Consider the following 21,325-nt stretch of genomic DNA (forward strand, 5'->3'; position numbering starts at 1 on the left):
GGCTTTTCCTGCCCTTGATCATGCCGATTGGAATCATTTTTGCGCATATGGGCCGATCATTGATCGTCGCCCTGGCCCTTCTTGCACCGCAGCATTCCAGCGCCAGCGACCGGCTGCCGCCGGCAGTGCAACTGGCGCTGGACGAGGCCCGCATTCCGCTCGAGGCGGTGTCGGTATGGACGCAGCAAGTCGATGCCGCAGCGCCCACGCTTGCGATCAATGCCGACCGGCCGATGAATCCGGCTTCGGTGATGAAGCTGGTGACCGCGTTCGCCGCACTCGAGCGCCTCGGGCCGGCGCACACCTGGCGCACCCGCATCGCCACCCGCGGCGCCGTCCGCAATGGTGTGCTGGAGGGCGATCTGTTCCTGGTCGGCGGCGGCGACCCGATGCTCGGCCATGACCGCCTGTGGAAGCTGCTGCGCCGGCTGCGCGCGCTGGGGGTCGAGCGCATCGCCGGCGACATCGTGCTCGACGGCTCGGTGCTGCGCCTTCCGCCCCACGACCCCGACGCCTTCGACGGCCGCGGCCTGCGCCCCTACAACAGCGGCCCGCACGGCCTGCTGCTCAACTACAACACGCTGCTGCTCGGTCTGTATCCGGGCAAGGCGGCCAACGAACCGGTCACGCTGGCCGCCGAGCCGCCGCTGGCGGGCTTCGTGATCGACAACCGCATCCTGACCTCGGATGCGCCCTGCGGCACCTGGTACGCCGACCTGCAGGCGAGCATCGACGGCGGCCGGCGCCTGGTGCTGAGCGGCAGCCTGCCCGCCGCCTGCGGCCCCCGCACCTGGAGCGCCGCGCCCCTGCCGCCGGCCGAGTTCGGCGCCGCACTGGTAAGCACGCTATGGAGCGAGGTGGGCGGCCGGCTGGGCGGCAGCGTCCGCGCGGGCACGACCCCGACCGAAGCGCAGGAACTGTTCGCCGACGATTCCCCCGCGCTGGCCGAGGTCGTCCGCGAGATGAACAAGTGGTCGAGCAACGTGATCGCCCGCCAGTTGCTGGCGACGCTGGGTGCGGGGCTTCCGGCCGACGCGCCGCCGCTGGCGGACATGGTCGCAGGCGGCGCCCGCATGGCCGGCGAGTTGCTGGCCGCCGCGGGCATCGGCACCGAGGGACTGGTGATCGAGAACGGCTCCGGCCTGTCGCGGACCGAGCGCATCCGGGCCGACAGCCTGGGCAGGCTGCTGATCGCGGCCTGGCAACGGCCGTGGATGCCGGAATACATCGCCGCCCTGCCCGTCGCCGGCGTGGACGGAACCGCGCGCGGCCGGCTGCGCGACAGCCCGGCGAGCGGCCAGGCACACATCAAGACCGGAACCCTGAACGGCGTACGCGCGATGGCCGGCTACCTGCTCGACCGCCACGGCCGCCGCCACGCGGTGGTCATGATGGTCAATCACGCGGAGGCGCCGAACAGCGCCGCCGCGCTCGATGCGCTGATGGAATGGCTGTGGGCGGGCGCGGGGTGAATGCCGGCCGGGACGAGCATGCCCGCCCCGACCACCCGCTTTCTGGCTACGCCCGCCCCCTCACGGCATCGGCAGCGGCCGGCGCTGGATCAGCACCCACCAGCCGCGCACGATGCGGTACAGGATCCACAGCCCGGCGAGCAGCAGCACCGCGATCGCGAACGGGACGCCAATCACGGTGATCACCATCAGCACCGACACGGCGATCCACATCACCGCGAACCAGAAGGTGCGGATCTGCCAGCGGAAATGGCTCTCCAGCCAGGTGCCGCGCACCGCCGCCTGGTTCCAGTAATTCAGGATCACCGCGGCGATCGAGGGCAGGCTGGCGACGAAGCTGAAGATGATCGTCGCCGACCCCACCACCGCCGAGAACACCGCGAAGGCGTGCAGCGCATAGACCAGGTGGGTGACGGTGACCATGTTCTCGGACGGCTGGCCGGCCTCGAGCGGGGCGGGATAGGAAGTGCTCATCGATTCTCCTTGCACGGAAGCCCGCGCCGGGACTGCCCCCAGCGCATGACAAAGGCTTCGACCGCGGACCATGCCGCGCGTTCGGTTGCAATGCAACAACAAGACGTAACGCGGCCCCCTTCTGGCGCGGGCGGGAAAGGCCGACTCCGCCGCCGCGCTAAAGCCCCAGCTCGCCCCACATCGCGTCCACCTTCGCCTTCACCGCCGCATCCATGACGATCGGCGTGCCCCACTCGCGGCTGGTCTCGCCCGGCCACTTGTTGGTCGCGTCCAGCCCCATCTTGCTGCCCAGGCCGGCGACCGGGCTGGCGAAGTCGAGGTAGTCGATCGGCGTGTTGTCGACCAGCGTGGTGTCGCGGGTGGCGTCCATGCGCGTGGTCAGCGCCCAGATCACCTCCTTCCAGTCGCGGATGTTCACGTCCTCGTCCACCACGATGATGAACTTGGTGTACATGAACTGGCGCAGGAAGCTCCAGATGCCGAACATCACGCGCTTGGCGTGGCCCGGGTACTGCTTGCGGATGCTGACCACCGCCAGGCGGTACGAGCAGCCCTCCGGCGGCAGGTAGAAATCCACGATCTCGGTGAACTGCTTCTGCAGCAGCGGCACGAAGACCTCGTTGAGCGCCACGCCCAGCATCGCCGGCTCGTCGGGCGGCTTGCCGGTGTAGGTGCTGTGGTAGATCGGATCGCGGCGCATGGTGATGCGCTCGATCGTGAACACCGGGAAGTCCGAGACCTCGTTGTAATAGCCGGTGTGGTCGCCGTAAGGGCCTTCCGGCGCCATGTCGTCCGCATGGATCACGCCCTCGAGCACGATCTCGGCCGAGGCCGGCACCTGCAGCTCGTTGCCGAGGCACTTCACCAGTTCGGTCTTGGCACCGCGCAAGAGGCCGGCGAACTGATATTCGGAGATCGAGTCCGGCACCGGCGTCACCGCGCCGAGGATGGTCGCCGGGTCGCAGCCGAGCACCACCGAAACCGGGAAGGCTTCGCCCGGATGCGCGCGCTGGTGCTCGAGAAAGTCGAGCGCCCCGCCGCGGTGCGCCAGCCAGCGCATGATCACGCGATTGCGGCCGATGACCTGCTGGCGGTAGATGCCCAGGTTCTGGCGCTTCTTGTGCGGCCCGCGCGTCACCACCAGGCCCCAGGTGATCAGCGGCGCGGCGTCGCCCGGCCAGCAGTGCTGGATGGGCAGCTTCGCCAGGTCGACCTCGTCCCCCTCCCACACCACCTGCTGGCAGGGCGCGGAACGCACTTCCTTCGGTGCCATGTTGAGCACCTGCTTGAGCACCGGCAGCTTCTCCCAGGCGTCCTTCAGGCCCTTGGGCGGCTCGGGTTCCTTGAGGTAGGCGAGCAGCTTGCCGACCTCGCGCAGCGGCGTGCTCCAGTTGCCGTCGGCGACGTCCTCGCCCATGCCCATCGCCACCCGCTGCGGGGTACCGAACAGGTTGGCGAGCACGGGAATCGCCTGCGGCACGCCTTTCGTCATCGGCTTCTCGAACAGCAAGGCGGGGCCGCCGGCACGCAGCACGCGGTCGGCGATCTCGGTCATCTCGAGATGGGTGTCGACCGGGACGGTGATGCGCTTGAGCTCGCCGCGGGCTTCGAGCTGGCTGATGAAGTCGCGCAGGTCGTCGTATTTCATTCGGGCGTCTCGTGGTGGATGCGTGGCACGGGCATGCATTGACGCGCCCGCCGGCGCGAAGTTGCAGCCGCGCCGGGATGCGCGCGTTCAGCGCTGCGCGTTGATCGCGTCGCGGGTATCGAGCGCGACCTTGCGCGCGGCCTCGGCGAAATCCTCGCCCTTGCCCGCATACAGGATGGCGCGCGAGGAATTGATCATCAGCCCCGTGCCGTTCGCGGTCCGGCCGGCCGCCAGGGTCGCGGCGATGTCGCCGCCCTGCGCGCCGATCCCGGGCACCAGCAGCGGCAGGTCGCCGGTAAGCTCGCGCACGCGCGCGATCTCGGCGGGGAAGGTGGCGCCGACCACCAGGCCGCAGTTGCCGCTTGCGTTCCAGTCCTCGGCGACCGTGCGCGCGACATATTCAAAAAGCTTCATGCGCCCACGGGGCGTCTCGACTTCGAGGAACTGCAGGTCCGAGCCGCCGGGGTTGGAGGTGCGGCAGAGCAGGATCACGCCCTTGTCGGGCCATGCCAGGTAGGGATCGACCGAATCGCGCCCCATGTAGGGATTGACCGTGATCGCGTCGGCCTTGAAGCGCTCGAAGGCCTCGATGGCGTACTGCTCCGCGGTGCTGCCGATGTCGCCGCGCTTGGCGTCGAGGATCACCGGGGTGGCGGGATGGACGGCGTGGATGTGTTCGATCAGCGCCTCGAGCTGGTCCTCGGCGCGGTGCGCGGCGAAGTAGGCGATCTGCGGCTTGAAGCAGCACGCGAGGTCGGCGGTGGCGTCGACGATGGCCTTGCAGAACTCGAGGATGGCGTCCGGCCTGCCCTGCAGGTGGGCGGGGAACTTGGCGGGATCGGGATCGAGGCCGACGCAGAGCAGGCTGTCGCGCTGCTGCCACGCAGCCTTCAGGGCAGTCATGAAATGCATGGAAAGGTCCTGGATGGGTGCGGCACGAATGATAAGCCGGATCGCCCACCCAGGGCGCGCGCCCGCAGCGCGGCGGGCCTCGGGGGCGGCTTCAGATGCCGAGGATCTTCATCGCCTTGGCCAGCGTGTCGATCGACTCCTGGTGCTTGCCGGCCTTGTGATGGACCTCGCCGTCGATGCGGTACTGCTTCACCTGCGCCAGCTGCTGCTGGCTGAGCTGCGGATTGGCGGCGAGCGCCTCGTCGATCTTCTTCATGTCCGCCGGGCAGTGGAAGGCAAAGGCGGAGGTCGACAGCAGGCCGACGCACAACCCGGTCACGAGCGTGTTGGCTTTCATCCTGGTCTCCTTGGGGGGCGGGCAGACTGCCCGCTTTCCGTTGACCGGCCCGTGCGCGCCGGGTTTCCCCCGCAGGGCGATCAGCGCGCCAGCAGGTCGACCACCAGGCCGGCGAAGATCACGCCGCCGACCCAGTTGTTGTGGCGGAAGGCCTTGAAGCACGCGGCGCGTTCGCGGCCGCGGATCAGGGTGTAGTGGTAAGCGGCGAGCACGCAGGCCGCGACCAGGCCGAGGTACCACGCCACGCCGAGCCCGGCCATCACGCCCACGACCGCGAGCAGTGCGAAGGTGGCGGCGTAGCACAGCATCACCGCCAGCACGTCGTGGCGACCGAAGGTGATCGCCGAGGTCCTGATGCCGATCTTGAGATCGTCCGGGCGATCGACCATCGCATATTCGGTGTCGTAGGCCACGGCCCAGAACACGTTGGCGAGCAGCATCAGCCAGGCGACCGCCGGCACCTCGCCGGCGACCGCGGCGAACCCCATCGGGATGCCGAAGCCGAACGCGATGCCCAGATAGGCCTGCGGGATGGCGAAGAAGCGCTTGGTGAAGGGGTAGCTCGCGGCAAGGAACAGGGCGGGCACCGACAGCCAGATGACCAGCGGGTCCAGCGGCAGAATCAGCACGAAGGACAGCAGCGACAGCCCCGCCGCCAGCAGCAGGGCCTCGCGCGTGCTGACCGACTTCGTGGCGAGCGGGCGGTTCTTCGTGCGCTCGACGTGGCCGTCGAAGTCGCGATCGGCATAGTCGTTGATCACGCAGCCGGCCGAGCGCATCAGGAAGGTGCCGATCGCGAAGATCACCAGGATGTGCAGCGGCGGCGCCCCCTCGGCCGCCAGCCACAGCGCCCACAGCGTGGGCCACAGCAGCAGCAGGGTGCCGATCGGCTTGTCGACCCGCATCAGGCGGATATAGTGGGGCAGCTTGTCGTTCAGGCTCATGCCGGACGTCATCGGGGCAATTCCAGGATTTCGGGGAGAAAGGCTTCGCTGACCATCAGCGCGCTGCCGCGCAGCAGGAAGACGGAGCGCCGCGCCCACAGGCTGCGCGGCACGGACTGCGCGGGCGCGTAGCGGGAGAGCGCGGCCCGGGCGCGATGATACCGCGCATCGCGCCCGTCCAGACGCCGGCAGGCCAGCGGCAGGCGGCTGATCGCCGGGTCGGAGAACAGCGCCTGGCCGAGCGGCCGCGAGCCGATGCCGTGAAAGAGGTTCCACGCCCCGCGCACGTTGCGCCGCGGCAGTAGCGAGCGCGCGAACACCACCGGCCGGCCATCGGCCACCAGCAGCACCTCGCGCACCCAGGCGCGCTCGCCCGGTCGCAGGCCGAGCAGCACGGCCTCGTCGCGATGCACCGGTCCCAGGTGCTGGCCCACCACCTGCACCGCGAAGCGCTCGCAGCGCGCACGGATGCGCGCGGTCAGCGAGCCGGCATCGCGCAGCCAGGGCAGCAGCGCAGCCGGCAGCGCGGCGCGCGGCGGGTGGCCGAGCCAGGTCTCGTGGCGCGGACCGGTATGCATCGGAAAGGCGATCAGCGGACGCATGGGGCGGGGAGAGGATCAGCGCGCAGCGCGGCGCAATGGGCGCCGGCGCGGGAAGGAGGCGCAAGGGAGGGTGCAGCGGACATCGGGGCGTTCATGCGCGCAACAAGGCCTCGCGCCCGCCCAGCCAGCGCAGCATCAGCGCCTGTGCCGTGGCGGGCTCATGGGCGAGCAGTTCCTCGGCGAGTTCGCGCGCGGGCTCGATCAGCTCCGCATCGGCCTCGAGGTCGGCGTAGCGCAGCAGCGGCACCCCGCTCTGGCGCGCGCCGACGAATTCGCCCGGTCCGCGGATGTGCAGGTCCTCGCGTGCGATCGCGAAGCCGTCGGTGTTCTCGTAGATGACCTTGAGCCGCGCGCGCCCGGTCTCGGACAGGGGCTGGGCATAGATCAGGATGCATTCGGATTCGGCGGTGCCGCGCCCGACCCGGCCGCGCAGCTGGTGGAGCTGGGCGAGACCGAAACGCTCGGCGTGCTCGATCACCATCAGGCTGGCGTTGGGGACGTCCACGCCGACCTCGATCACCGTGGTCGACACCAGCACGTCGAGCTCGCCCGCAGAGAACGCCGCCATGGTGGCGGATTTCTCGTCGTTCCTGAGCCTGCCATGGACGAGGCCGACGCGCAGTTCGGGCAGCGCCTCGAGCAGGGCGGCGAAGGTGTCCTGCGCGGTCTGCAGCTGCAGGGCCTCGGATTCCTCGATCAGCGGGCACACCCAGTAGGCCTGGCGCCCGCCCAGGCAGGCCTCGCGCAGGCGGGCGATGACCTGCTCGCGGCGAGCATCCGACACCAGCCGGGTGCGGATCGGCGTGCGCCCGGGCGGCAGCTCGTCGAGCACGGAGACGTCGAGATCGGCGTAATGCGTCATCGCCAGCGTGCGCGGGATCGGCGTCGCCGACATCATCAGCATGTGCGGGCGCCTGCCCTCGTCACCCTTCTCGCGCAAGGCCAGGCGCTGGCGTACGCCGAAGCGGTGCTGCTCGTCGACCACCGCGAGCGCCAGGCGCGGCAGCGTCACCGGATCCTCGATCAGTGCGTGCGTCCCGACCGCGAGCAGGATCTCGCCGCTCGCCAGGCGCGCGAGCTCGGCCTCGCGTTCGCGCTTCCTGCGGCTGCCCGACAGCCAGGCCACCTCCAGCCCGAGCGGCGCCAGCCACGCCGAGAGCTTCTTCCAGTGCTGCTCGGCGAGGATCTCGGTCGGTGCCATCATCGCGGCCTGCCAGCCGTTCTCGACCGCCTGCAGCATCGCGAGCGCGGCAACCAGGGTCTTGCCCGAGCCGACGTCGCCCTGCAGCAGGCGCTGCATCGGGTGCGGCGCGGCGAGATCGGCGGCGATCTCGGACTGGGCACGGGCCTGGGCGCCGGTCGGGCGGAAGGGCAGGCTGGCGAGCAGCGCCGCGGTGAGTTCGCCCCGCGCCGGCAGCGCGACCGCGGAACGCGCGCGACGCGCGAGATAGGCGCGCCGCAGCGACATCTGCTGCACCAGCAGTTCCTCGAACTTCATCCGCCGCCAGGCGGGATGTGCGCGGCTTTCCAGCGCATGGGGATCGGCGTCGGGGGTCGGATGATGCAGCGCGCGCAGCGACTCGGCGAAGCCGGGCAGGCCCAGGCGGCGCAGCCAGTCGACAGGGAGCAGCTCGTCGAGCGCCTCTGTCCGCAGCGCGTGGTCGACCAGTTTGCGCAGCGTCGCCTGGCCGACGCCGGAGGTGGTCGGATAGACCGGGGTCAGCGCCTCGGGCAGCGCTTCGCCCGCCTCCACGCTGCGCACGCGCGGATGCACCATCTCGTCGCCGAAGAAGCCGCCGCGAACCTCGCCGAACAGGCGCACCCGGCGTCCAGGCGCGAGCTGTTTCTGCTGCGAGGGATAGAAGTTCAGCCAGCGCGCCACCAGCGTGCCGCTGCCGTCGCCCACCCGCACCACGAGCTGGCGCCGCGGGCGCAGGCTGACTTCAGCCGACAGCACCTCACCCTCGATCTGCGCCGGGAAGCCGGGACGGGTGACGGAGATCGGTGTCAGCCGGGTCTCGTCCTCGTAGCGCAGCGGCAGGTGCAGCAGCAGGTCGCGCGGACCGCGCAGGTCGAGCTTCGCGAGCCGGCCGGCAAGCTGCTGGCCGACACCGCCCCAGGCCCGCGGCGATTCCACTGCCCCCACTGCCTGGCAGACGCTCAGTCGACGACCAGGACCAGGTCGGCCTCGACCAGCGCGCCGCGCGGCAGCTCGCGCACGCCGACGGTGGCTCGCGCCGGGAAGGGCTCGACGAAGCAGGACTTCATGATCTCGTTGACCACGCCGAAGTTGGACAGGTCGGTCAGGTAGATGGTGAGCTTGACTGCATCGGCCAGCGAGCCGCCGGCCGCCTCGGCCACCGCCTTCAGGTTGGCGAACACCTGGCGGGACTGGGCCTCGATGCCGTCCACCATTTCCATCGTGGCGGGGTCGAGTCCGATCTGGCCGGACAGGAAGACCTGGTTGCCGGCCTTGACCGCCTGCGAGTAGGGGCCGATGGCCGCGGGCGCTTTGGGGGTGGAGATGATCTGACGAGCCATGGACATTGCCTCCGCAAGGACAAAGCCGGCATTGTACCTGCGCCCCGGCGGGCGTGCCCCGTTGCCAAGGGCTGGCAAGCGGACGATCGCCGGGCGTCCAGTCACGCGCCGTGGGCACGGCGGAAGCCGCGATAATGCTCGCGCCACCGCAACCCGACGAACGACCACAGCAGCGCGCCAACATGAGCTTCGACCTTCCCCTCCCGGATCTCGCCACCCTCCTCTTCTGGCTGAAGAAATCCGTTTCCGTGCTGCTCCTGCCGCCACTGATGCCCATCCTGCCGGTGATCGCCGGTCTGCTGCTGATGCGTCGCCACCCGCGCCTGGGCAAGGGGCTGGCGTGGTCGGGCGTGGCACTCAACCTGCTGCTGATCGCCCCGTTCAGCGTCAGCTGGCTGGTCGGGCTGGTCGAGCATCCGCAGGCGCTCGACGCAGCGGCCGCGCGCCGGGCACAGGCCATCGTGGTGCTCGGTGCGGGTCGCCGCACCCACGCCCCCGAGTTCGGCGGCGAGACGGTCAATCGGCTGGCCCTCGAGCGCCTGCGCTACGCGGCCCGGCTGGCGCGCGAACGCGGCCTGCCCATCCTGGTCAGCGGCGGCGCGCCGCGCGGCGACACGCCCGAGGCGGCGCTGATGGCGCAGGTGCTGCAGGAGGATTACGGCCTGAAGCCACGCTGGGTGGAAGGCGCTTCCCGGGACACCCGCGAGAACGCGCAGTTCTCCGCCGTTCATCTGCAGGCGGCCGGCATGCGCCGCATCCTTCTCGTCACCCACGCGATGCACATGAAGCGGGCGCGCGACGCGTTCGAGGCCGCCGGCCTGGAGGTCATCCCCGCTCCGACGGCCTGGCTGGGCGGCGGCGAGCACGACACCGGGGGCGACCAGTCGCTCGCCCTCTTCCCCAGCCAGAACACGGCCTACGCCGGCTGGTTCGCCATGCACGAGCTGCTCGGCCAGCTCGCCTACCGCCTCAGCCGCTGAGCGCCCGCACCTCGATCCACAGCATGAAAAAACCCGCATCCGCCGGATACCGGTGTGATGCGGGTTCTCGTCACCGGCGCCGCGGCGGGCGAACTGCCCCGCGCGCGGCCTGGCGGTCGGCCTCAGCCGCCGAAGTCGTCGAGCATGATGTTCTCGCGCTCGACGCCGAGGTCCAGCAGCATCTTGATCACCGCGGCGTTCATCATCGGCGGGCCGCACATGTAGAACTCGCAGTCCTCGGGGGCCGGATGGTCCTTGAGGTAGTGCTCGTACAGCACGTTGTGGATGAAGCCGGTGTAGCCGGTCCAGTTATCCTCCGGCAGCGGGTCGGACAGCGCCAGGTGCCAGGTGAAATTCGGGTTCTCGGCCGCGAGCTTGTTGAACTCGTCGACATAGAAGGCCTCGCGCATCGAGCGCGCGCCGTACCAGAAGGTGATCTTGCGCGTGCTGTGCAGGCGCTTGAGCTGGTCGAAGATGTGCGAACGCATCGGCGCCATGCCCGCGCCACCGCCGATGAACACCATCTCGTTGTCGGTGTCGCGCGCGAAGAACTCGCCGAACGGACCGTACACCGTGACCTTGTCGCCCTTCTTGAGGTTGAACACCCAGGACGACATCTTGCCAGGCGGGATGTCGTCGCGGCCCGGCGGCGGGCTGGCGACGCGGATGTTGAACTTCACCACGCCCTTCTCTTCGGGGTAGTTCGCCATCGAGTAGGCACGGATCACGGTCTCGTCGACCTTGGACACGTAGCGCCACAGGTTGAACTTGTCCCAGTCGCCGCGGTACTCGTCCTGGATGTCGAAGTCCTTGTAGTTGACGACGTGGGGCGGACACTCGAGCTGCACGTAGCCACCGGCGCGGAAATCGACGTTCTCGCCCTCGGGCAGGCGCAGCGTGAGTTCCTTGATGAAGGTGGCGACGTTGGGGTTGGAGTCGACGGTGCATTCCCACTTCTTGACGCCGAACACCTCTTCCGGGACCTCGATCTTCATGTCCTGCTTGACCGGGGTCTGGCAGGACAGGCGCCAGCCTTCCTTGGCGTCGCGCTTGGTGAAGTGCGATTCCTCGGTCGGCAGCATCGAGCCGCCGCCTTCCTTGACCACGCACTTGCACTGCGCGCAGGTGCCGCCGCCGCCACAGGCCGAGGGCAGGAACAGGCCGTTGCCGGCCAGAGTCTGCAGCAGCTTGCCGCCGGCGGGCACGGTGATCTTCTTCTCGCCGTTGATGTCGATGGTCACGTCGCCGCTGGCGACGAGCTTGGAGCGGGCAGCGATGATGAACACGGCCAGCGCGAGCACGATGGCGGTGAACATCCCGATGCCGAGAAAGATTTCGGTATTCATCGTTTCACGGTTTCCTTAGAGCTGCACGCCCGAGAAGGACATGAAGCCGAGCGACATCAGGCCGATGGTGATGAAGGTGATGCCCAGGCCCTGCAGGCCCTCGGGCACGTCGCTGTACTTGAGCTTCTCGCGGATGCCGGCGAGCAGCGCGATCGCCAGCGCCCACGAGGCACCCGAACCGATGCCGTACACCGTGCTCTCGGCCAGGTTGTAGTCGCGCTCCACCATGAACAGCGAACCCGCCATGATCGCGCAGTTCACCGTGATCAGCGGCAGGAACACGCCGAGCGCGTTGTAGAGGCTGGGCACGTACTTGTCGAGCAGCATCTCGAGGATCTGCACGATCGCCGCGATCACACCGATGTAGGACAGCAGGCCGAGGAAGGACAGATCGACGTCGGGCAGTCCCGCCCACGCCAGCGCGCCCTCGCGCAGCAGGTAGGTGTAGATCAGGTTGTTGGCCGGCACGGTGATGGTCTGCACCACGATCACCGCGACGCCGAGGCCGATCGCGGTCTCTACCTTCTTCGAGATGGCGATGAAGGTGCACATGCCGAGGAAGAAGGCGAGCGCCATGTTCTCGATGAACACGGCCCGCACGAAGAGGCTCAGATAGTGTTCCATGTCAGAAGGCCTCCTTTTCCACGACCTGCGGCGCCATCCGGAAGGCGGGTTTCTCCACCTGCTCCTTGCGCCAGGTGCGCAGCGCCCAGATCAGCAGGCCGATCAGGAAGAACGCCGAGGGCGGCAGCAGCAGCAGGCCGTTGGGGACGTACCAGCCGCCATCCTTGGCGAGCGCGATGATCTCGACGCCGAACAGCTTGCCGGCACCGAACAGCTCGCGGATCACGCCCAGGGTCAGCAGCACCACGCTGTAGCCCAGGCCGTTGCCGATGCCGTCCCAGAACGAGAGCACCGGCGGATTCTGCATCGCGAAGGCCTCCGCGCGGCCCATCACGATGCAGTTGGTGATGATCAGGCCGACGAACACCGAGAGCTGCTTGGACAGGGCGAAGGCGTAAGCCTTCAGGAACTGGTCCACGACGATGACCAGCGAGGCGATGATCACCATCTGCACGATCATGCGGATCGAGCTCGGGATCTGGTTGCGGATCATCGAGATGAACAGGTTCGAGAACCCGGTCACCAGGGTCAGCGCGATCGACATGACCAGCGCGGTCTTCAGGTTGGACGTGACCGCGAGCGCCGAACAGATGCCGAGGATCTGCAGGCCGATCGGGTTGTTGGCGAAGACCGGATTGAACAGGACTTCCTTTACGGTGGGTTTGGACATGATCAGGCCCCCTGGGTACGGAGTTTGGCGAGATAGGGGCCGAAGCCCTGCTCACCGAGCCAGAACTGGAGCAGGCGATCGACGCCGTTGCTGGTCAGCGTGGCGCCGGCGAGCGCGTCGACCTGGTGCTTCGCGTCCGGGCTGGCGGGATCGACGCCGCCCTTGACGATGCGGATCACCGGCTTGCCCTGCTCGTCGAACAGCGACTTGCCCGGCCACAGCGCCTTCCACTTCGGATTGTCGACCTCGCCGCCCAGGCCCGGGGTCTCGGCGTGCTGGTAGAAGCCGAGACCGACCACGGTGTTGAGATCGCCCTTGAGCGCGACGAAGCCATGCAGCGTGGACCACAGACCGTAACCGCGCACCGGCAGGATCACGGACTCCAGCCTGCCGTCCTGCTCCACCATGTACACCGTGGTGAAGCGCTCGCGGCGCTTGATCAGAGCGATGTCTTCCTCGCCGGCGAGGGCGTCGGAGAGCTTGGGGTCGCGCGCCGCCTTGAGCGGGTCGAACAGGTTCGGATCGTGGGCGTCGGAGTACTCGCCGGTCTCGAGATCCACCACCCGCGCCTTGATGCGGTCAGAGAACAGGTCCTTGACCGCGCGCGAGGACATGCCGTCCTCGCCCAGGCCGGCGATCGACAGGATGCTGCGCTGCTTGTCGAGCTGGCGGTTCTCGATCTGCACCGGCTTCAGCGACACCGCCGCGCCGGCCACGAAGACCGAGCTCACCAGGCTGACGGCGAGCGCCACCATCAGCGTGCGACTCGTCGATTCTTTAGTGGACATTTCGTGCAAGCCTCCGCTTGATGTTGGCCGCGATCACGAAATGGTCGATCAGCGGCGCACACAGGTTGGCGAACAGGATGGCGAGCATGATGCCTTCCGGGAAGGCCGGGTTCACGACGCGCACCAGCACGGTCATCACCCCGACCACGGCACCGAAGATCCACTTGCCGGTGTTGGTCATCGAGGCCGACACCGGATCGGTGGCCATGAACATCATGCCGAAGGCGAAGCCGCCCATCACCAGATGCCAGTGCCAGGGCACGGCGAACATCGGGTTGGTGTCGGAGCCGATGGCGTTGAACAGCAGGCTGGAAGCGATCATGCCCAGCATCACGCCGGCGACGATGCGCCACGAGGCGATCTTCATGATCAGCAGCACCCCGCCGCCGAGCAGGATGGCGAGGGTGCTGGTCTCGCCGATCGAGCCGTGCACCGTACCGAGGAAGGCGCTCATCCAGTCGATGCCGGCGCCGGCGACCGCCTCGATGCCACCGGCAGCGCCGAGCGACAGCATGGTGGCGCCGGTGTAGCCATCGACCGCCGTCCACACCGCGTCACCCGAGATCTGCGCCGGATAGGCGAAGTACAGGAATGCACGGCCGGCGAGCGCGGGATTGAGGAAGTTCTTGCCGGTTCCGCCGAACACTTCCTTCGCGATCACCACGCCGAAGCTGATGCCCAGGGCCACCTGCCACAGCGGGATGTCGGGCGGGCAGGCCAGAGCGAACAGCACCGAGGTGACGAAGAAGCCCTCGTTGACCTCGTGCTTGCGGATCGACGCAAACAGCACTTCCCAGAAGCCGCCGACGATGAAGGTGACCAGGTAGATCGGCAGGAAGTAGGCCGCGCCGTGGATGAAGTTGTCCCACAGGCTGCCGGGGTCGAAGCCGGCGAATGCGCCGATCAGGCCGATGCGCCAGCCTTCCTGCGCCGCCATCAGCTCGGCGCTGCCGGCGAGGATGGTGTTGGCCTGGTAGCCGACGTTCCACATGCCGAAGAACATGGCCGGGAAGGTGCACAGCCAGACCGTGATCATCATGCGCTTGAGGTCGAGCCCGTCGCGCACGTGGGCGGTGGTGCGGGTGACCAGCGCCGGCTTGTAGAGCGCGGTGTCGACCGCCTCGTACAGGGCGTAGTACTTCTCGTACTTGCCGCCTTTCTCGAAATGATGCTCGATGCTGTCGAGCCAGGAGCGCAGACTCATGCTCAACCCTCCTTCTCGATGCGAGTCAGGTTGTCCCGCAGGATGGGACCGTATTCGTACTTGCCGGCGCACACATAGGTGCACAGTGCGAGGTCTTCCTCGTCGAGCTCGAGGCAGCCGAGTTTCTGCGCCATCTCGGTATCGCCGACGATCAGCGAACGCAGCAACTGCGTCGGCAGGATGTCGAGCGGCATCACCTCTTCGTAGTTGCCGATCGGCACCATCGCACGCGGGCTGCCGTTGGTGCTGGTGGTGAAGTCGAACAGGCGACCGGCGGCCAGCTTGGAGACGTAGAGGTTCATCACCGAGTGCTTGTTCGCGCCCGCGCGCAGGTAGTGCAGCATCTCGCGCTCGGCGCCTTCTTCCAGGCAGGACACCTGCAGGTGGTAGCGGCCGAGGTAGGCGCAGGCGCCACGCGAGGTGCGCCCGCCGAACACCGAACCCGAGATCACCCGCACCGCCTTGCCGACCTTGAGCTCGCCGGCGGTCAGCTCGTCGAGGCTGACGCCGAGACGGGTGCGCACCAGGCGCGGCTTTTCCGCCATCGGCCCGGCGAGCGCGACGACGCGCTCGGTCCACAGGCGCCCGCTGGCGAACAGCTTGCCGATCGCGATCGCGTCCTGGTAATTCAGCGACCACACCGACTTCTCGGCATCGACCGGATCGAGGAAGTGGATGTGCGTGCCCGCAAGGCCCGCGGGATGCGGACCGGCGAAGGCTTCGCTACGTACGTTGGCGAGCCCGGAACACGGCATCTGGGTGCCGTCGGCATGGCAGACGACGACCGGCGCGATGCGTGCGAGCACGCGCAGGCCGCGCGCGAAGTCTTCCTTGTGCTCGGAAATAACCACCACCGGATCGGCCGCCAGCGGATGGGTGTCCATCGCGGTGACGAAGATCGAATGCGGCCGCGCGTCGATGGCCGGCACCTTGCTGAACGGGCGGGTACGCAGCGCCGTCCACAGGCCGGAGTCGATCAGGTTCCGACGCACCAGCTGCTCGTCGAGCCGATCGATCTCGGCATCGGCATAGCGCGCGAACTCGACCGCATCGTCGCCGTCGAGATCGATCACCACCGACTGCAGCACGCGCTGCTCGCCGCGATGGATCGCACTGACCGTGCCGGCACCCGGCGCGGTATACACCACGCCCGGCGTCTTCTTGTCGGAGAACAGGACCTGTCCGAGCCTGACCCGGTCGCCTACCTGCACCGCCATCGTGGGCTTCATGCCATGGTAGTCGAAACCGATGACGGCCACGCTGCGCGCCGGCCGCCCGGCCTGGATGCGCTGCTCGGGAGCGCCGGTGATGGGCAGGTCCAGACCGCGTTTGATTCTAATCATGCGCCTCTCGCCCGTAGATTCCACAGAAAGAACGGGAACGCCAAAACGCATCCGGAAACGCCGCGGCAACCGGACGCCGGGGCGGTCCCGCGTCTATAAACGCCGGGATTATAAAAGATTGTTACCGAAGGATCACGCCGGGGAATACCCGAAGCGCGCGATATACGTGAAATCCACAATACGGCGCAAACCCGGCGACGCCCGCCGAAACAATGCCAAATACATCAAATGCGACACTGCCGGGCAGCGGACAGGCCGTCGCGCAAGGGTTCCCGCACACGACAGCCCGCCCTAAGAACCACGCAAGCCGGCACTCAGGCTGTGGCCGCGAACCGCGTCAGACACGCTCGAAGACGCCCGCCGCCCCCATGCCGGTGCCGATGCACATGCTGATCATGCCCCAGCGCAGCCCGGGCTCGCGCTGCATCGCCGCCATCAGCGTCGCGGTGCGGATCGCCCCGGTGGCGCCCAGCGGATGGCCGAGCGCGATCGCGCCGCCGAGCGGATTCACCCTCGCTGGATCCATGTCGAGTTGGCGCATCACCGCCAGTGCCTGCGCGGCGAAAGCCTCGTTGAGCTCGGTCCAGCCGAGGTCGCCCATCTGCACCCCGGCACGCGCCAGCGCGCGCGGGATCGCCTCGACCGGGCCGATGCCCATGAGTTCGGGCGGCACGCCGGCCACCGCGAAGCTGGCAAAGCGCGCGATCGGCTTCACATCGTAGCGCTTCACCGCGGCCTCGCTCATCAGCAGCACCGCGGCGGCGCCGTCGGACATCTGCGAGCTGTTGCCGGCGGTGACCGAGCCGCGCGCGGCGAACACCGGCTTGAGCTTCGCCAGCTTGTCTGCCGCGGCGTCGGGACGCGGGCCCTCGTCGTTTTCGACCACGCGCTCGGCGATGCGCACCGTGCCGTCGGTCCCCGGCGCGTAGGACTTCACCGTATAGGGCAGGATCTCGTCGGCAAAATGGCCGGCTGCGATCGCGGCGCAGGCGCGGCGATGCGACTCGACGGCGAAGGCGTCCTGGTCCTCGCGACTCACCTTCCACTGCTGCGCCACCTTCTCGGCGGTCAGGCCCATGCCGTAGGCGATGGAGAGGCTCTCGGCGCGCGCGAAGATCTCCGGGTTGAGGCTGACCTTGTTGCCCATGATCTGCGGCATCGCGCTCATGCTCTCGGTGCCGGCCGCGATCATCACGTCGGCCTCGCCCAGGCGGATGCGGCTGGCGGCGTCGGCCACCGCCTGCAGGCCGGAAGCGCAGAAGCGGTTGATGGTGATGCCGGGCACGGCATCGGGAAGGCCCGCCAGCAGCAGGCCGATGCGCGCCACGTTCATGCCCTGCTCGGCTTCCGGCATCGCGCAGCCGGTGATGACGTCGCCGATCTCGCCGGCGTCGAGGTTCGGCACCCGGGCCACCAGCTCGCGCAGCACGGTGGCCAGCATGTCGTCCGGGCGCACGTGGCGGAAGGCGCCGTTGCGCCTGGCCACCGGCGTGCGCACGGCGGCGACGATGTAGGCGTCCTGAATCTGTTTGCTCATGCTTGTTTCCTCGATCAGTTGCGCAGCGGCTTGCCGGTTTCCAGCATGTGCGCGATGCGCTGCTGGGTCTTTTCGGTCTTCAGCAACTCGACGAACTGCGCGCGCTCGACGTCCAGGATCCACTGCTCGCTCACCCGGCTGTTGGTGTCGACCTCGCCGCCGCACAGCGCGGTGGCCGCGGCCTTCGCGACGCGGTAATCGTGGGCGGAGATGAAGCCGCCCTCGGCCATGTTCACCAGCATCATTTCGCAGGTGGCGACACCGTTGCGCCCGGCCACGGTGACCGCCGGATTCACCAGCGCCGGCCGCCACGCCGACTCCGCCATCGCCCGCGCGCGGCGGATCGCGGCGTGGAGAATCTCGTTGGCGTTGAACACGACGTCGTCGCCGGCACGGCCGAAGCCGAGCGCGATGGCCTCCTGTGCGCTCTTGGCCACCGTCGCCATGGCGATGGTCTGGAAGGCGTTCTGGATGTAGGGGAAGACGTCGCCACCCGCGGCGCGCTGCGCCAGCGTATGCGCTTGCAGCGCGAACTCCTTGCTGCCGCCGCCTGCCGGGATCAGGCCCACGCCCGCCTCCACCAGGCCGACGTAGCTCTCGAGCGCGAACACCCGGTGCGCGGCGTGCATCACGAACTCGCAGCCGCCACCCAGCGCCATGCCCTGCACCGCGGCCACCACCGGCACCTGCGCGTGCTTGATCGCCATCGAGGTGCGCTGGAAGCGGGCAACCATCTTCTCCAGCAGATCGAACTGCCCGGCGCGGCAGGCCTCGCCCACCTGCTGCAGGTTGGCACCGACCGCGAACGACGCCGGCTGCCAGATCACCAGGCCGTCGAGGTCGATCTCGGCGCGCGCGATCGCCTCCAGCATGCCGTCCATGACCTCGTCGCCGATCGCGTGCATCTTGGAGGTGATCGACACGATGCCGATGCGCGCGTCCTGGTCGGCGCGCCGCCACAGGCGGACGCCGGCGTTCTCCCACAGGGTCTCGCCGCGGTCGTCGGGCGCCTCGCCGAGCACGCGGTCGGGGTAGAGCTGACGCTGGTACACCGGCAGCGCGGAGCGCGGCTTCAGGGTGTTCTCGGCCGCGCTGTAGGAGCCGGCTGGCGCATGCACGCCTTCTCGCTCGAACACCCACGCGGGCAGCGGCACGTCGGACATCGCGCGGCCGTGGGCGATGTCGTCGCGGATCATCTCGGCCACCGCCTTCCAGCCCGCCGCCTGCCAGGTCTCGAACGGCCCCTGCGCCCAGCCGAAGCCCCAGCGCATGGCCAGGTCGATGTCGCGCGCGTTGTCGGCGATGTCGGCCAGGTGCACCGCGCAGTAGTGGAACACGTCGCGGAAGATGGCCCACAGGAACTGCGCCTGCGGATGCGGGTGCGCGGCGAGCTGGACGAACTTCTCCGCCGGATTCCTCAGCTTCAGGATGTCCTCGACGTCGGGGAAGACTTCGCCGCCGCTGTCGCGATAGTCCTGCAGGTGCAGGTCGAGCACCTGGATCTGCCTGCCCTGCTTGCGATAGATGCCGGCCTTGGTCTTCTGCCCGAGCGCCCCCTTGGCGATCAGGGCCTGCAGCCATTCGGGCGTCCTGAAGTGCGCGCGCCAGGGATCGTCGGGCAGCGTCGCCTGCATGGTGCCGAGCACGTGCACCAGGGTGTCGAGGCCGACCACGTCGGCGGTGCGGAAGGTCGCGCTCTTGGGGCGGCCGATGCGCGGGCCGGTGAGCAGGTCGACCTCGTCGAAGGCCAGCCCCAGGCGCTGCGTGTGGTGCAGCACGGCGAGGATGGAGAACACGCCGACGCGGTTGGCGACGAAGTTGGGCGTGTCCTTGGCGCGCACGATGCTCTTGCCCAGGCGGGTGCTCAGCCAGGCTTCAAGGCCGTCGAGCAGCGCGGGATCGGTGGCGGCGGTCGGGATCAGCTCCACCAGCGGCATGTAGCGCGGCGGGTTGAAGAAGTGGATGCCGCAGAACTGGCTGCGGCGATCGTCGGGCATGCCGGCGGCGAGCGCCTCGATCGACAGGCCGGAGGTATTGGAAGCGAAGATCGTCCCCGCCTTCAGATGCGGCGCGACCTTGGCGTAGAGATCGAGCTTCCACTCCATCTTCTCGGCGATCGCCTCGATGACGAGGTCGCACTCGCCCAGCCGGGCGAGGTCGCTGCCGTAGTTGGCGGCCTCGATGTACTGCGCGCGATCTTTCGCGGCGAAGGGCGCCGGATCGAGCTTCCTCATGCCGGCGATCGCCTTGTCCACGATGCCGTTGGCCGGGCCTTCCCTGGCCGGCAGGTCGAACAGGATCACCGGTACGTCGGCGTTGGCGCAATGGGCTGCGATCTGCGCCCCCATGACGCCGGCGCCAAGCACGGCGACTTTGCGGATGATGAGACGGCTCATGCGGTTCTCCGGATGGCGGAAAATGCTGGACGCAAGAGACACGGCCCGCGCCGGGAGCGACGCGGGCCGTGAGCGAGGCGTCGATCAGAAAGACATCGAATACTGCGCGCCGAGGATCCAGACACTGGAGTCGTATTCGCCGATAACGACGCCCTTCCTCGTATCTCCGTTGTTGATCTTCGTATCGTCAACATAGAGGTAGGCAACGCCCATATCGAGCGTCGAAGCCTTGCTCGGCTTCCACTGACCGCCGAAGGAGAACCAGATGCGATCGTTATCGGGCAGCGCGGTTAGGCGCTTCTCGGCGCTCTTGACCGGAGTCTCGTCGAACGCCACGCCAAACTTGAGTTTCCAAGCGTCATTCAACTGATAGTTGGCTCCGAGCGCGACACGCCAAGTGTCTTGATAGTCGGTGTCGAGCACATCGACCGCCATCCCCTGAGGAACGATGTCGACCCTGTCGATACTGCTCCAGCCTGTCCACGAAACATCGCCCAGCAACTCCCACTTCGGGTCAATCCGGTGGGCAACACTAAAGATGAACGTGTCAGGCAACTCGACACTCGCGCTTGCGGGGGGATTCATCAACACCCTGCCAGAGCTATCGACGGTAAGGCTCCCTTCGAGGTCGTGCTTAATCTTGGATCGATACGAAACACCAACCTTCGTCACATCGGAAACACTGAACAACGCACCGACGTTCCAACCCCAAGAACTATCGTCCGCCTCGAGTGTTCCCAATGGGGCCAGAGGACTGAGAGCAACACGTTTGACATATTCAACATCCATTTTCTGCCAGTTCAAACCGAAGCCCAGCGAAACCTTGTCATTCACCCGCCAGGCAATCGATGGGTTGATGTTGATCGTCCTGATGTCGAACTTGACCGAATGCGCCGCTCCAACCCAATCATTGTTGTACTCGGTCACCAGGCCGAAGGGCGCGCCCATGCCGATACCGACATAAAGATCCTTGTCCAGGGCCCACGAAAGATAGGCGTTCGGCAGCGCGGCCCAATCGCCCGCATCTTGCGCATTCGCCGTCAGGAACCCCGTCCGGGAACCCTGATTCGTAAACTTGAAGCTCGGCCGCACCAGTGACAGCCCCGCCGACACCTCGCGCGCCTGCAACTGCGTCATGCCGGCCGGGTTGAAGTAGATCGTGCTGGCGTTCTCGGCCACCGCGGCCGAACCGGCGTAGGCGTTGCCGATGCCGCTCGCGTTCTGTTCCAGAAGCTGGAAGCCGGCGGCGGAGGCGCTGCCGCTGGCAAGTGCCAGCAGGGCTGCGGGAAGCAGGCGGGCGATCATGGTCTTCTGCATTTCGGGTCTCCTCTCTTTACGATCAAAAATGCCCCGGCTTCTTCCGGTGGCGTGCCTGGCACCTTTCATCTCAAGCCGCACCCCGGCGCCCTGGGGGAGTGCGACTGATTGCTGCAAACCTTCGCTCGTCCTGCCCCGTCGCGCCATTTCCTGCAGCGGCGGATCCATTCATGTCACGGCACGATGCTTG

General features: G+C 68.0%; 19 protein-coding genes. 2 read left to right on the forward strand and 17 right to left on the reverse strand.

Annotated elements, in window-relative coordinates:
* The first annotated feature begins 47 nt into the window (after window positions 1-47).
* The gene (gene dacB, locus CKCBHOJB_RS15535; protein ID WP_281049568.1) at window positions 48-1,472 is read left to right on the forward strand and encodes a D-alanyl-D-alanine carboxypeptidase/D-alanyl-D-alanine-endopeptidase; all 1,425 of its coding nucleotides are present in this window, start codon (window positions 48-50) and stop codon (window positions 1,470-1,472) included.
* Window positions 1,473-1,532: 60 nt separating this feature from the next.
* Here the strand turns inward: dacB and CKCBHOJB_RS15540 are convergent, their stop codons facing one another.
* The 8 genes from CKCBHOJB_RS15540 to CKCBHOJB_RS15575 form a co-directional block, all read right to left on the reverse strand.
* Complete coding sequence (locus CKCBHOJB_RS15540) at window positions 1,533-1,946, reverse strand: hypothetical protein (RefSeq protein WP_281049569.1); 414 nt, start codon at window positions 1,944-1,946, stop codon at window positions 1,533-1,535.
* 157 nt (window positions 1,947-2,103) lie between these two features.
* On the reverse strand, window positions 2,104-3,594 hold the full coding sequence (ubiD, locus tag CKCBHOJB_RS15545; RefSeq protein WP_281049570.1) for a 4-hydroxy-3-polyprenylbenzoate decarboxylase: 1,491 nt from the start codon (window positions 3,592-3,594) through the stop codon (window positions 2,104-2,106).
* An 87-nt stretch (window positions 3,595-3,681) separates the two neighbouring features.
* Window positions 3,682-4,506, reverse strand: a complete 825-nt coding sequence (pyrF, locus tag CKCBHOJB_RS15550; RefSeq protein ID WP_281049571.1) for an orotidine-5'-phosphate decarboxylase — start codon at window positions 4,504-4,506, stop codon at window positions 3,682-3,684.
* 91 nt (window positions 4,507-4,597) lie between these two features.
* Window positions 4,598-4,843, reverse strand: coding sequence for a hypothetical protein (locus CKCBHOJB_RS15555; protein WP_281049572.1), 246 nt, complete (start codon window positions 4,841-4,843; stop codon window positions 4,598-4,600).
* Window positions 4,844-4,923: 80 nt separating this feature from the next.
* The gene (ubiA, locus tag CKCBHOJB_RS15560) at window positions 4,924-5,799 is read right to left on the reverse strand and encodes a 4-hydroxybenzoate octaprenyltransferase (RefSeq protein ID WP_281049573.1); all 876 of its coding nucleotides are present in this window, start codon (window positions 5,797-5,799) and stop codon (window positions 4,924-4,926) included.
* Entirely contained in the window at window positions 5,796-6,389 is a 594-nt protein-coding gene (locus CKCBHOJB_RS15565; RefSeq protein ID WP_281049574.1) for a chorismate lyase, read from the reverse strand. The genes ubiA and CKCBHOJB_RS15565 overlap by 4 nt, the downstream gene beginning before the upstream one ends.
* 91 nt (window positions 6,390-6,480) lie before the next feature.
* A complete protein-coding gene (recG, locus tag CKCBHOJB_RS15570) occupies window positions 6,481-8,535 on the reverse strand; it encodes an ATP-dependent DNA helicase RecG (protein ID WP_281049575.1) in 2,055 nt (684 codons plus the stop codon).
* Window positions 8,536-8,549: 14 nt separating this feature from the next.
* On the reverse strand, window positions 8,550-8,930 hold the full coding sequence (locus CKCBHOJB_RS15575) for a RidA family protein (protein ID WP_281049576.1): 381 nt from the start codon (window positions 8,928-8,930) through the stop codon (window positions 8,550-8,552).
* A 182-nt stretch (window positions 8,931-9,112) separates the two neighbouring features.
* On the opposite strand from CKCBHOJB_RS15575, the gene CKCBHOJB_RS15580 reads away from it, so the two are divergent.
* Window positions 9,113-9,910, forward strand: coding sequence for a YdcF family protein (locus CKCBHOJB_RS15580; protein ID WP_281049577.1), 798 nt, complete (start codon window positions 9,113-9,115; stop codon window positions 9,908-9,910).
* A 122-nt stretch (window positions 9,911-10,032) separates the two neighbouring features.
* Here CKCBHOJB_RS15580 and nqrF read toward each other — a convergent pair whose 3' ends face one another.
* The 9 genes from nqrF to CKCBHOJB_RS15625 form a co-directional block, all read right to left on the reverse strand.
* A complete protein-coding gene (gene nqrF / locus CKCBHOJB_RS15585) occupies window positions 10,033-11,256 on the reverse strand; it encodes an NADH:ubiquinone reductase (Na(+)-transporting) subunit F (protein WP_281049578.1) in 1,224 nt (407 codons plus the stop codon).
* A 15-nt stretch (window positions 11,257-11,271) separates the two neighbouring features.
* On the reverse strand, window positions 11,272-11,880 hold the full coding sequence (gene nqrE, locus CKCBHOJB_RS15590; RefSeq protein ID WP_004253736.1) for an NADH:ubiquinone reductase (Na(+)-transporting) subunit E: 609 nt from the start codon (window positions 11,878-11,880) through the stop codon (window positions 11,272-11,274).
* 1 nt (window position 11,881) lies between these two features.
* A complete protein-coding gene (locus CKCBHOJB_RS15595; RefSeq protein ID WP_281049579.1) occupies window positions 11,882-12,550 on the reverse strand; it encodes an NADH:ubiquinone reductase (Na(+)-transporting) subunit D in 669 nt (222 codons plus the stop codon).
* A gap of 2 nt (window positions 12,551-12,552) precedes the next feature.
* Window positions 12,553-13,338: a Na(+)-translocating NADH-quinone reductase subunit C gene (locus CKCBHOJB_RS15600; RefSeq protein WP_281049580.1), complete on the reverse strand. Its 786-nt coding sequence runs from the start codon at window positions 13,336-13,338 to the stop codon at window positions 12,553-12,555.
* The gene (locus tag CKCBHOJB_RS15605) at window positions 13,328-14,542 is read right to left on the reverse strand and encodes an NADH:ubiquinone reductase (Na(+)-transporting) subunit B (protein WP_281049581.1); all 1,215 of its coding nucleotides are present in this window, start codon (window positions 14,540-14,542) and stop codon (window positions 13,328-13,330) included. Before CKCBHOJB_RS15605 ends, CKCBHOJB_RS15600 begins: the two co-directional genes overlap by 11 nt.
* A 2-nt stretch (window positions 14,543-14,544) precedes the next feature.
* Window positions 14,545-15,885, reverse strand: a complete 1,341-nt coding sequence (locus CKCBHOJB_RS15610; protein ID WP_281049582.1) for a Na(+)-translocating NADH-quinone reductase subunit A — start codon at window positions 15,883-15,885, stop codon at window positions 14,545-14,547.
* 337 nt (window positions 15,886-16,222) lie between these two features.
* Complete coding sequence (locus CKCBHOJB_RS15615; RefSeq protein ID WP_281049583.1) at window positions 16,223-17,422, reverse strand: acetyl-CoA C-acyltransferase; 1,200 nt, start codon at window positions 17,420-17,422, stop codon at window positions 16,223-16,225.
* A 14-nt stretch (window positions 17,423-17,436) separates the two neighbouring features.
* The gene (locus CKCBHOJB_RS15620) at window positions 17,437-19,818 is read right to left on the reverse strand and encodes a 3-hydroxyacyl-CoA dehydrogenase/enoyl-CoA hydratase family protein (RefSeq protein WP_281049584.1); all 2,382 of its coding nucleotides are present in this window, start codon (window positions 19,816-19,818) and stop codon (window positions 17,437-17,439) included.
* Between the two features lie 84 nt (window positions 19,819-19,902).
* Window positions 19,903-21,303 (reverse strand): outer membrane protein transport protein, encoded by a 1,401-nt coding sequence (locus CKCBHOJB_RS15625; RefSeq protein ID WP_348634851.1) that lies wholly within the window; start codon window positions 21,301-21,303, stop codon window positions 19,903-19,905.
* Window positions 21,304-21,325: the final 22 nt, after the last annotated feature.

This window comes from Thauera sp. GDN1, assembly GCF_029223545.1.
Classification (GTDB): domain Bacteria; phylum Pseudomonadota; class Gammaproteobacteria; order Burkholderiales; family Rhodocyclaceae; genus Thauera.

Coding starts and splice junctions, on each gene's coding strand:
- dacB (WP_281049568.1), top strand. CDS start 48: ATGGGCCGATCATTGATCGTCGCCCTGGCCCTTCTTGCACCGCAGCAT.
- CKCBHOJB_RS15540 (WP_281049569.1), bottom strand. CDS start 1,946: ATGAGCACTTCCTATCCCGCCCCGCTCGAGGCCGGCCAGCCGTCCGAG.
- ubiD (WP_281049570.1), bottom strand. CDS start 3,594: ATGAAATACGACGACCTGCGCGACTTCATCAGCCAGCTCGAAGCCCGC.
- pyrF (WP_281049571.1), bottom strand. CDS start 4,506: ATGCATTTCATGACTGCCCTGAAGGCTGCGTGGCAGCAGCGCGACAGC.
- CKCBHOJB_RS15555 (WP_281049572.1), bottom strand. CDS start 4,843: ATGAAAGCCAACACGCTCGTGACCGGGTTGTGCGTCGGCCTGCTGTCG.
- ubiA (WP_281049573.1), bottom strand. CDS start 5,799: ATGACGTCCGGCATGAGCCTGAACGACAAGCTGCCCCACTATATCCGC.
- CKCBHOJB_RS15565 (WP_281049574.1), bottom strand. CDS start 6,389: ATGCGTCCGCTGATCGCCTTTCCGATGCATACCGGTCCGCGCCACGAG.
- CKCBHOJB_RS15575 (WP_281049576.1), bottom strand. CDS start 8,930: ATGGCTCGTCAGATCATCTCCACCCCCAAAGCGCCCGCGGCCATCGGC.
- CKCBHOJB_RS15580 (WP_281049577.1), top strand. CDS start 9,113: ATGAGCTTCGACCTTCCCCTCCCGGATCTCGCCACCCTCCTCTTCTGG.
- nqrF (WP_281049578.1), bottom strand. CDS start 11,256: ATGAATACCGAAATCTTTCTCGGCATCGGGATGTTCACCGCCATCGTG.
- nqrE (WP_004253736.1), bottom strand. CDS start 11,880: ATGGAACACTATCTGAGCCTCTTCGTGCGGGCCGTGTTCATCGAGAAC.
- CKCBHOJB_RS15595 (WP_281049579.1), bottom strand. CDS start 12,550: ATGTCCAAACCCACCGTAAAGGAAGTCCTGTTCAATCCGGTCTTCGCC.
- CKCBHOJB_RS15600 (WP_281049580.1), bottom strand. CDS start 13,338: ATGTCCACTAAAGAATCGACGAGTCGCACGCTGATGGTGGCGCTCGCC.
- CKCBHOJB_RS15605 (WP_281049581.1), bottom strand. CDS start 14,542: ATGAGTCTGCGCTCCTGGCTCGACAGCATCGAGCATCATTTCGAGAAA.
- CKCBHOJB_RS15610 (WP_281049582.1), bottom strand. CDS start 15,885: ATGATTAGAATCAAACGCGGTCTGGACCTGCCCATCACCGGCGCTCCC.
- CKCBHOJB_RS15615 (WP_281049583.1), bottom strand. CDS start 17,422: ATGAGCAAACAGATTCAGGACGCCTACATCGTCGCCGCCGTGCGCACG.
- CKCBHOJB_RS15620 (WP_281049584.1), bottom strand. CDS start 19,818: ATGAGCCGTCTCATCATCCGCAAAGTCGCCGTGCTTGGCGCCGGCGTC.
- CKCBHOJB_RS15625 (WP_348634851.1), bottom strand. CDS start 21,303: ATGGATCCGCCGCTGCAGGAAATGGCGCGACGGGGCAGGACGAGCGAA.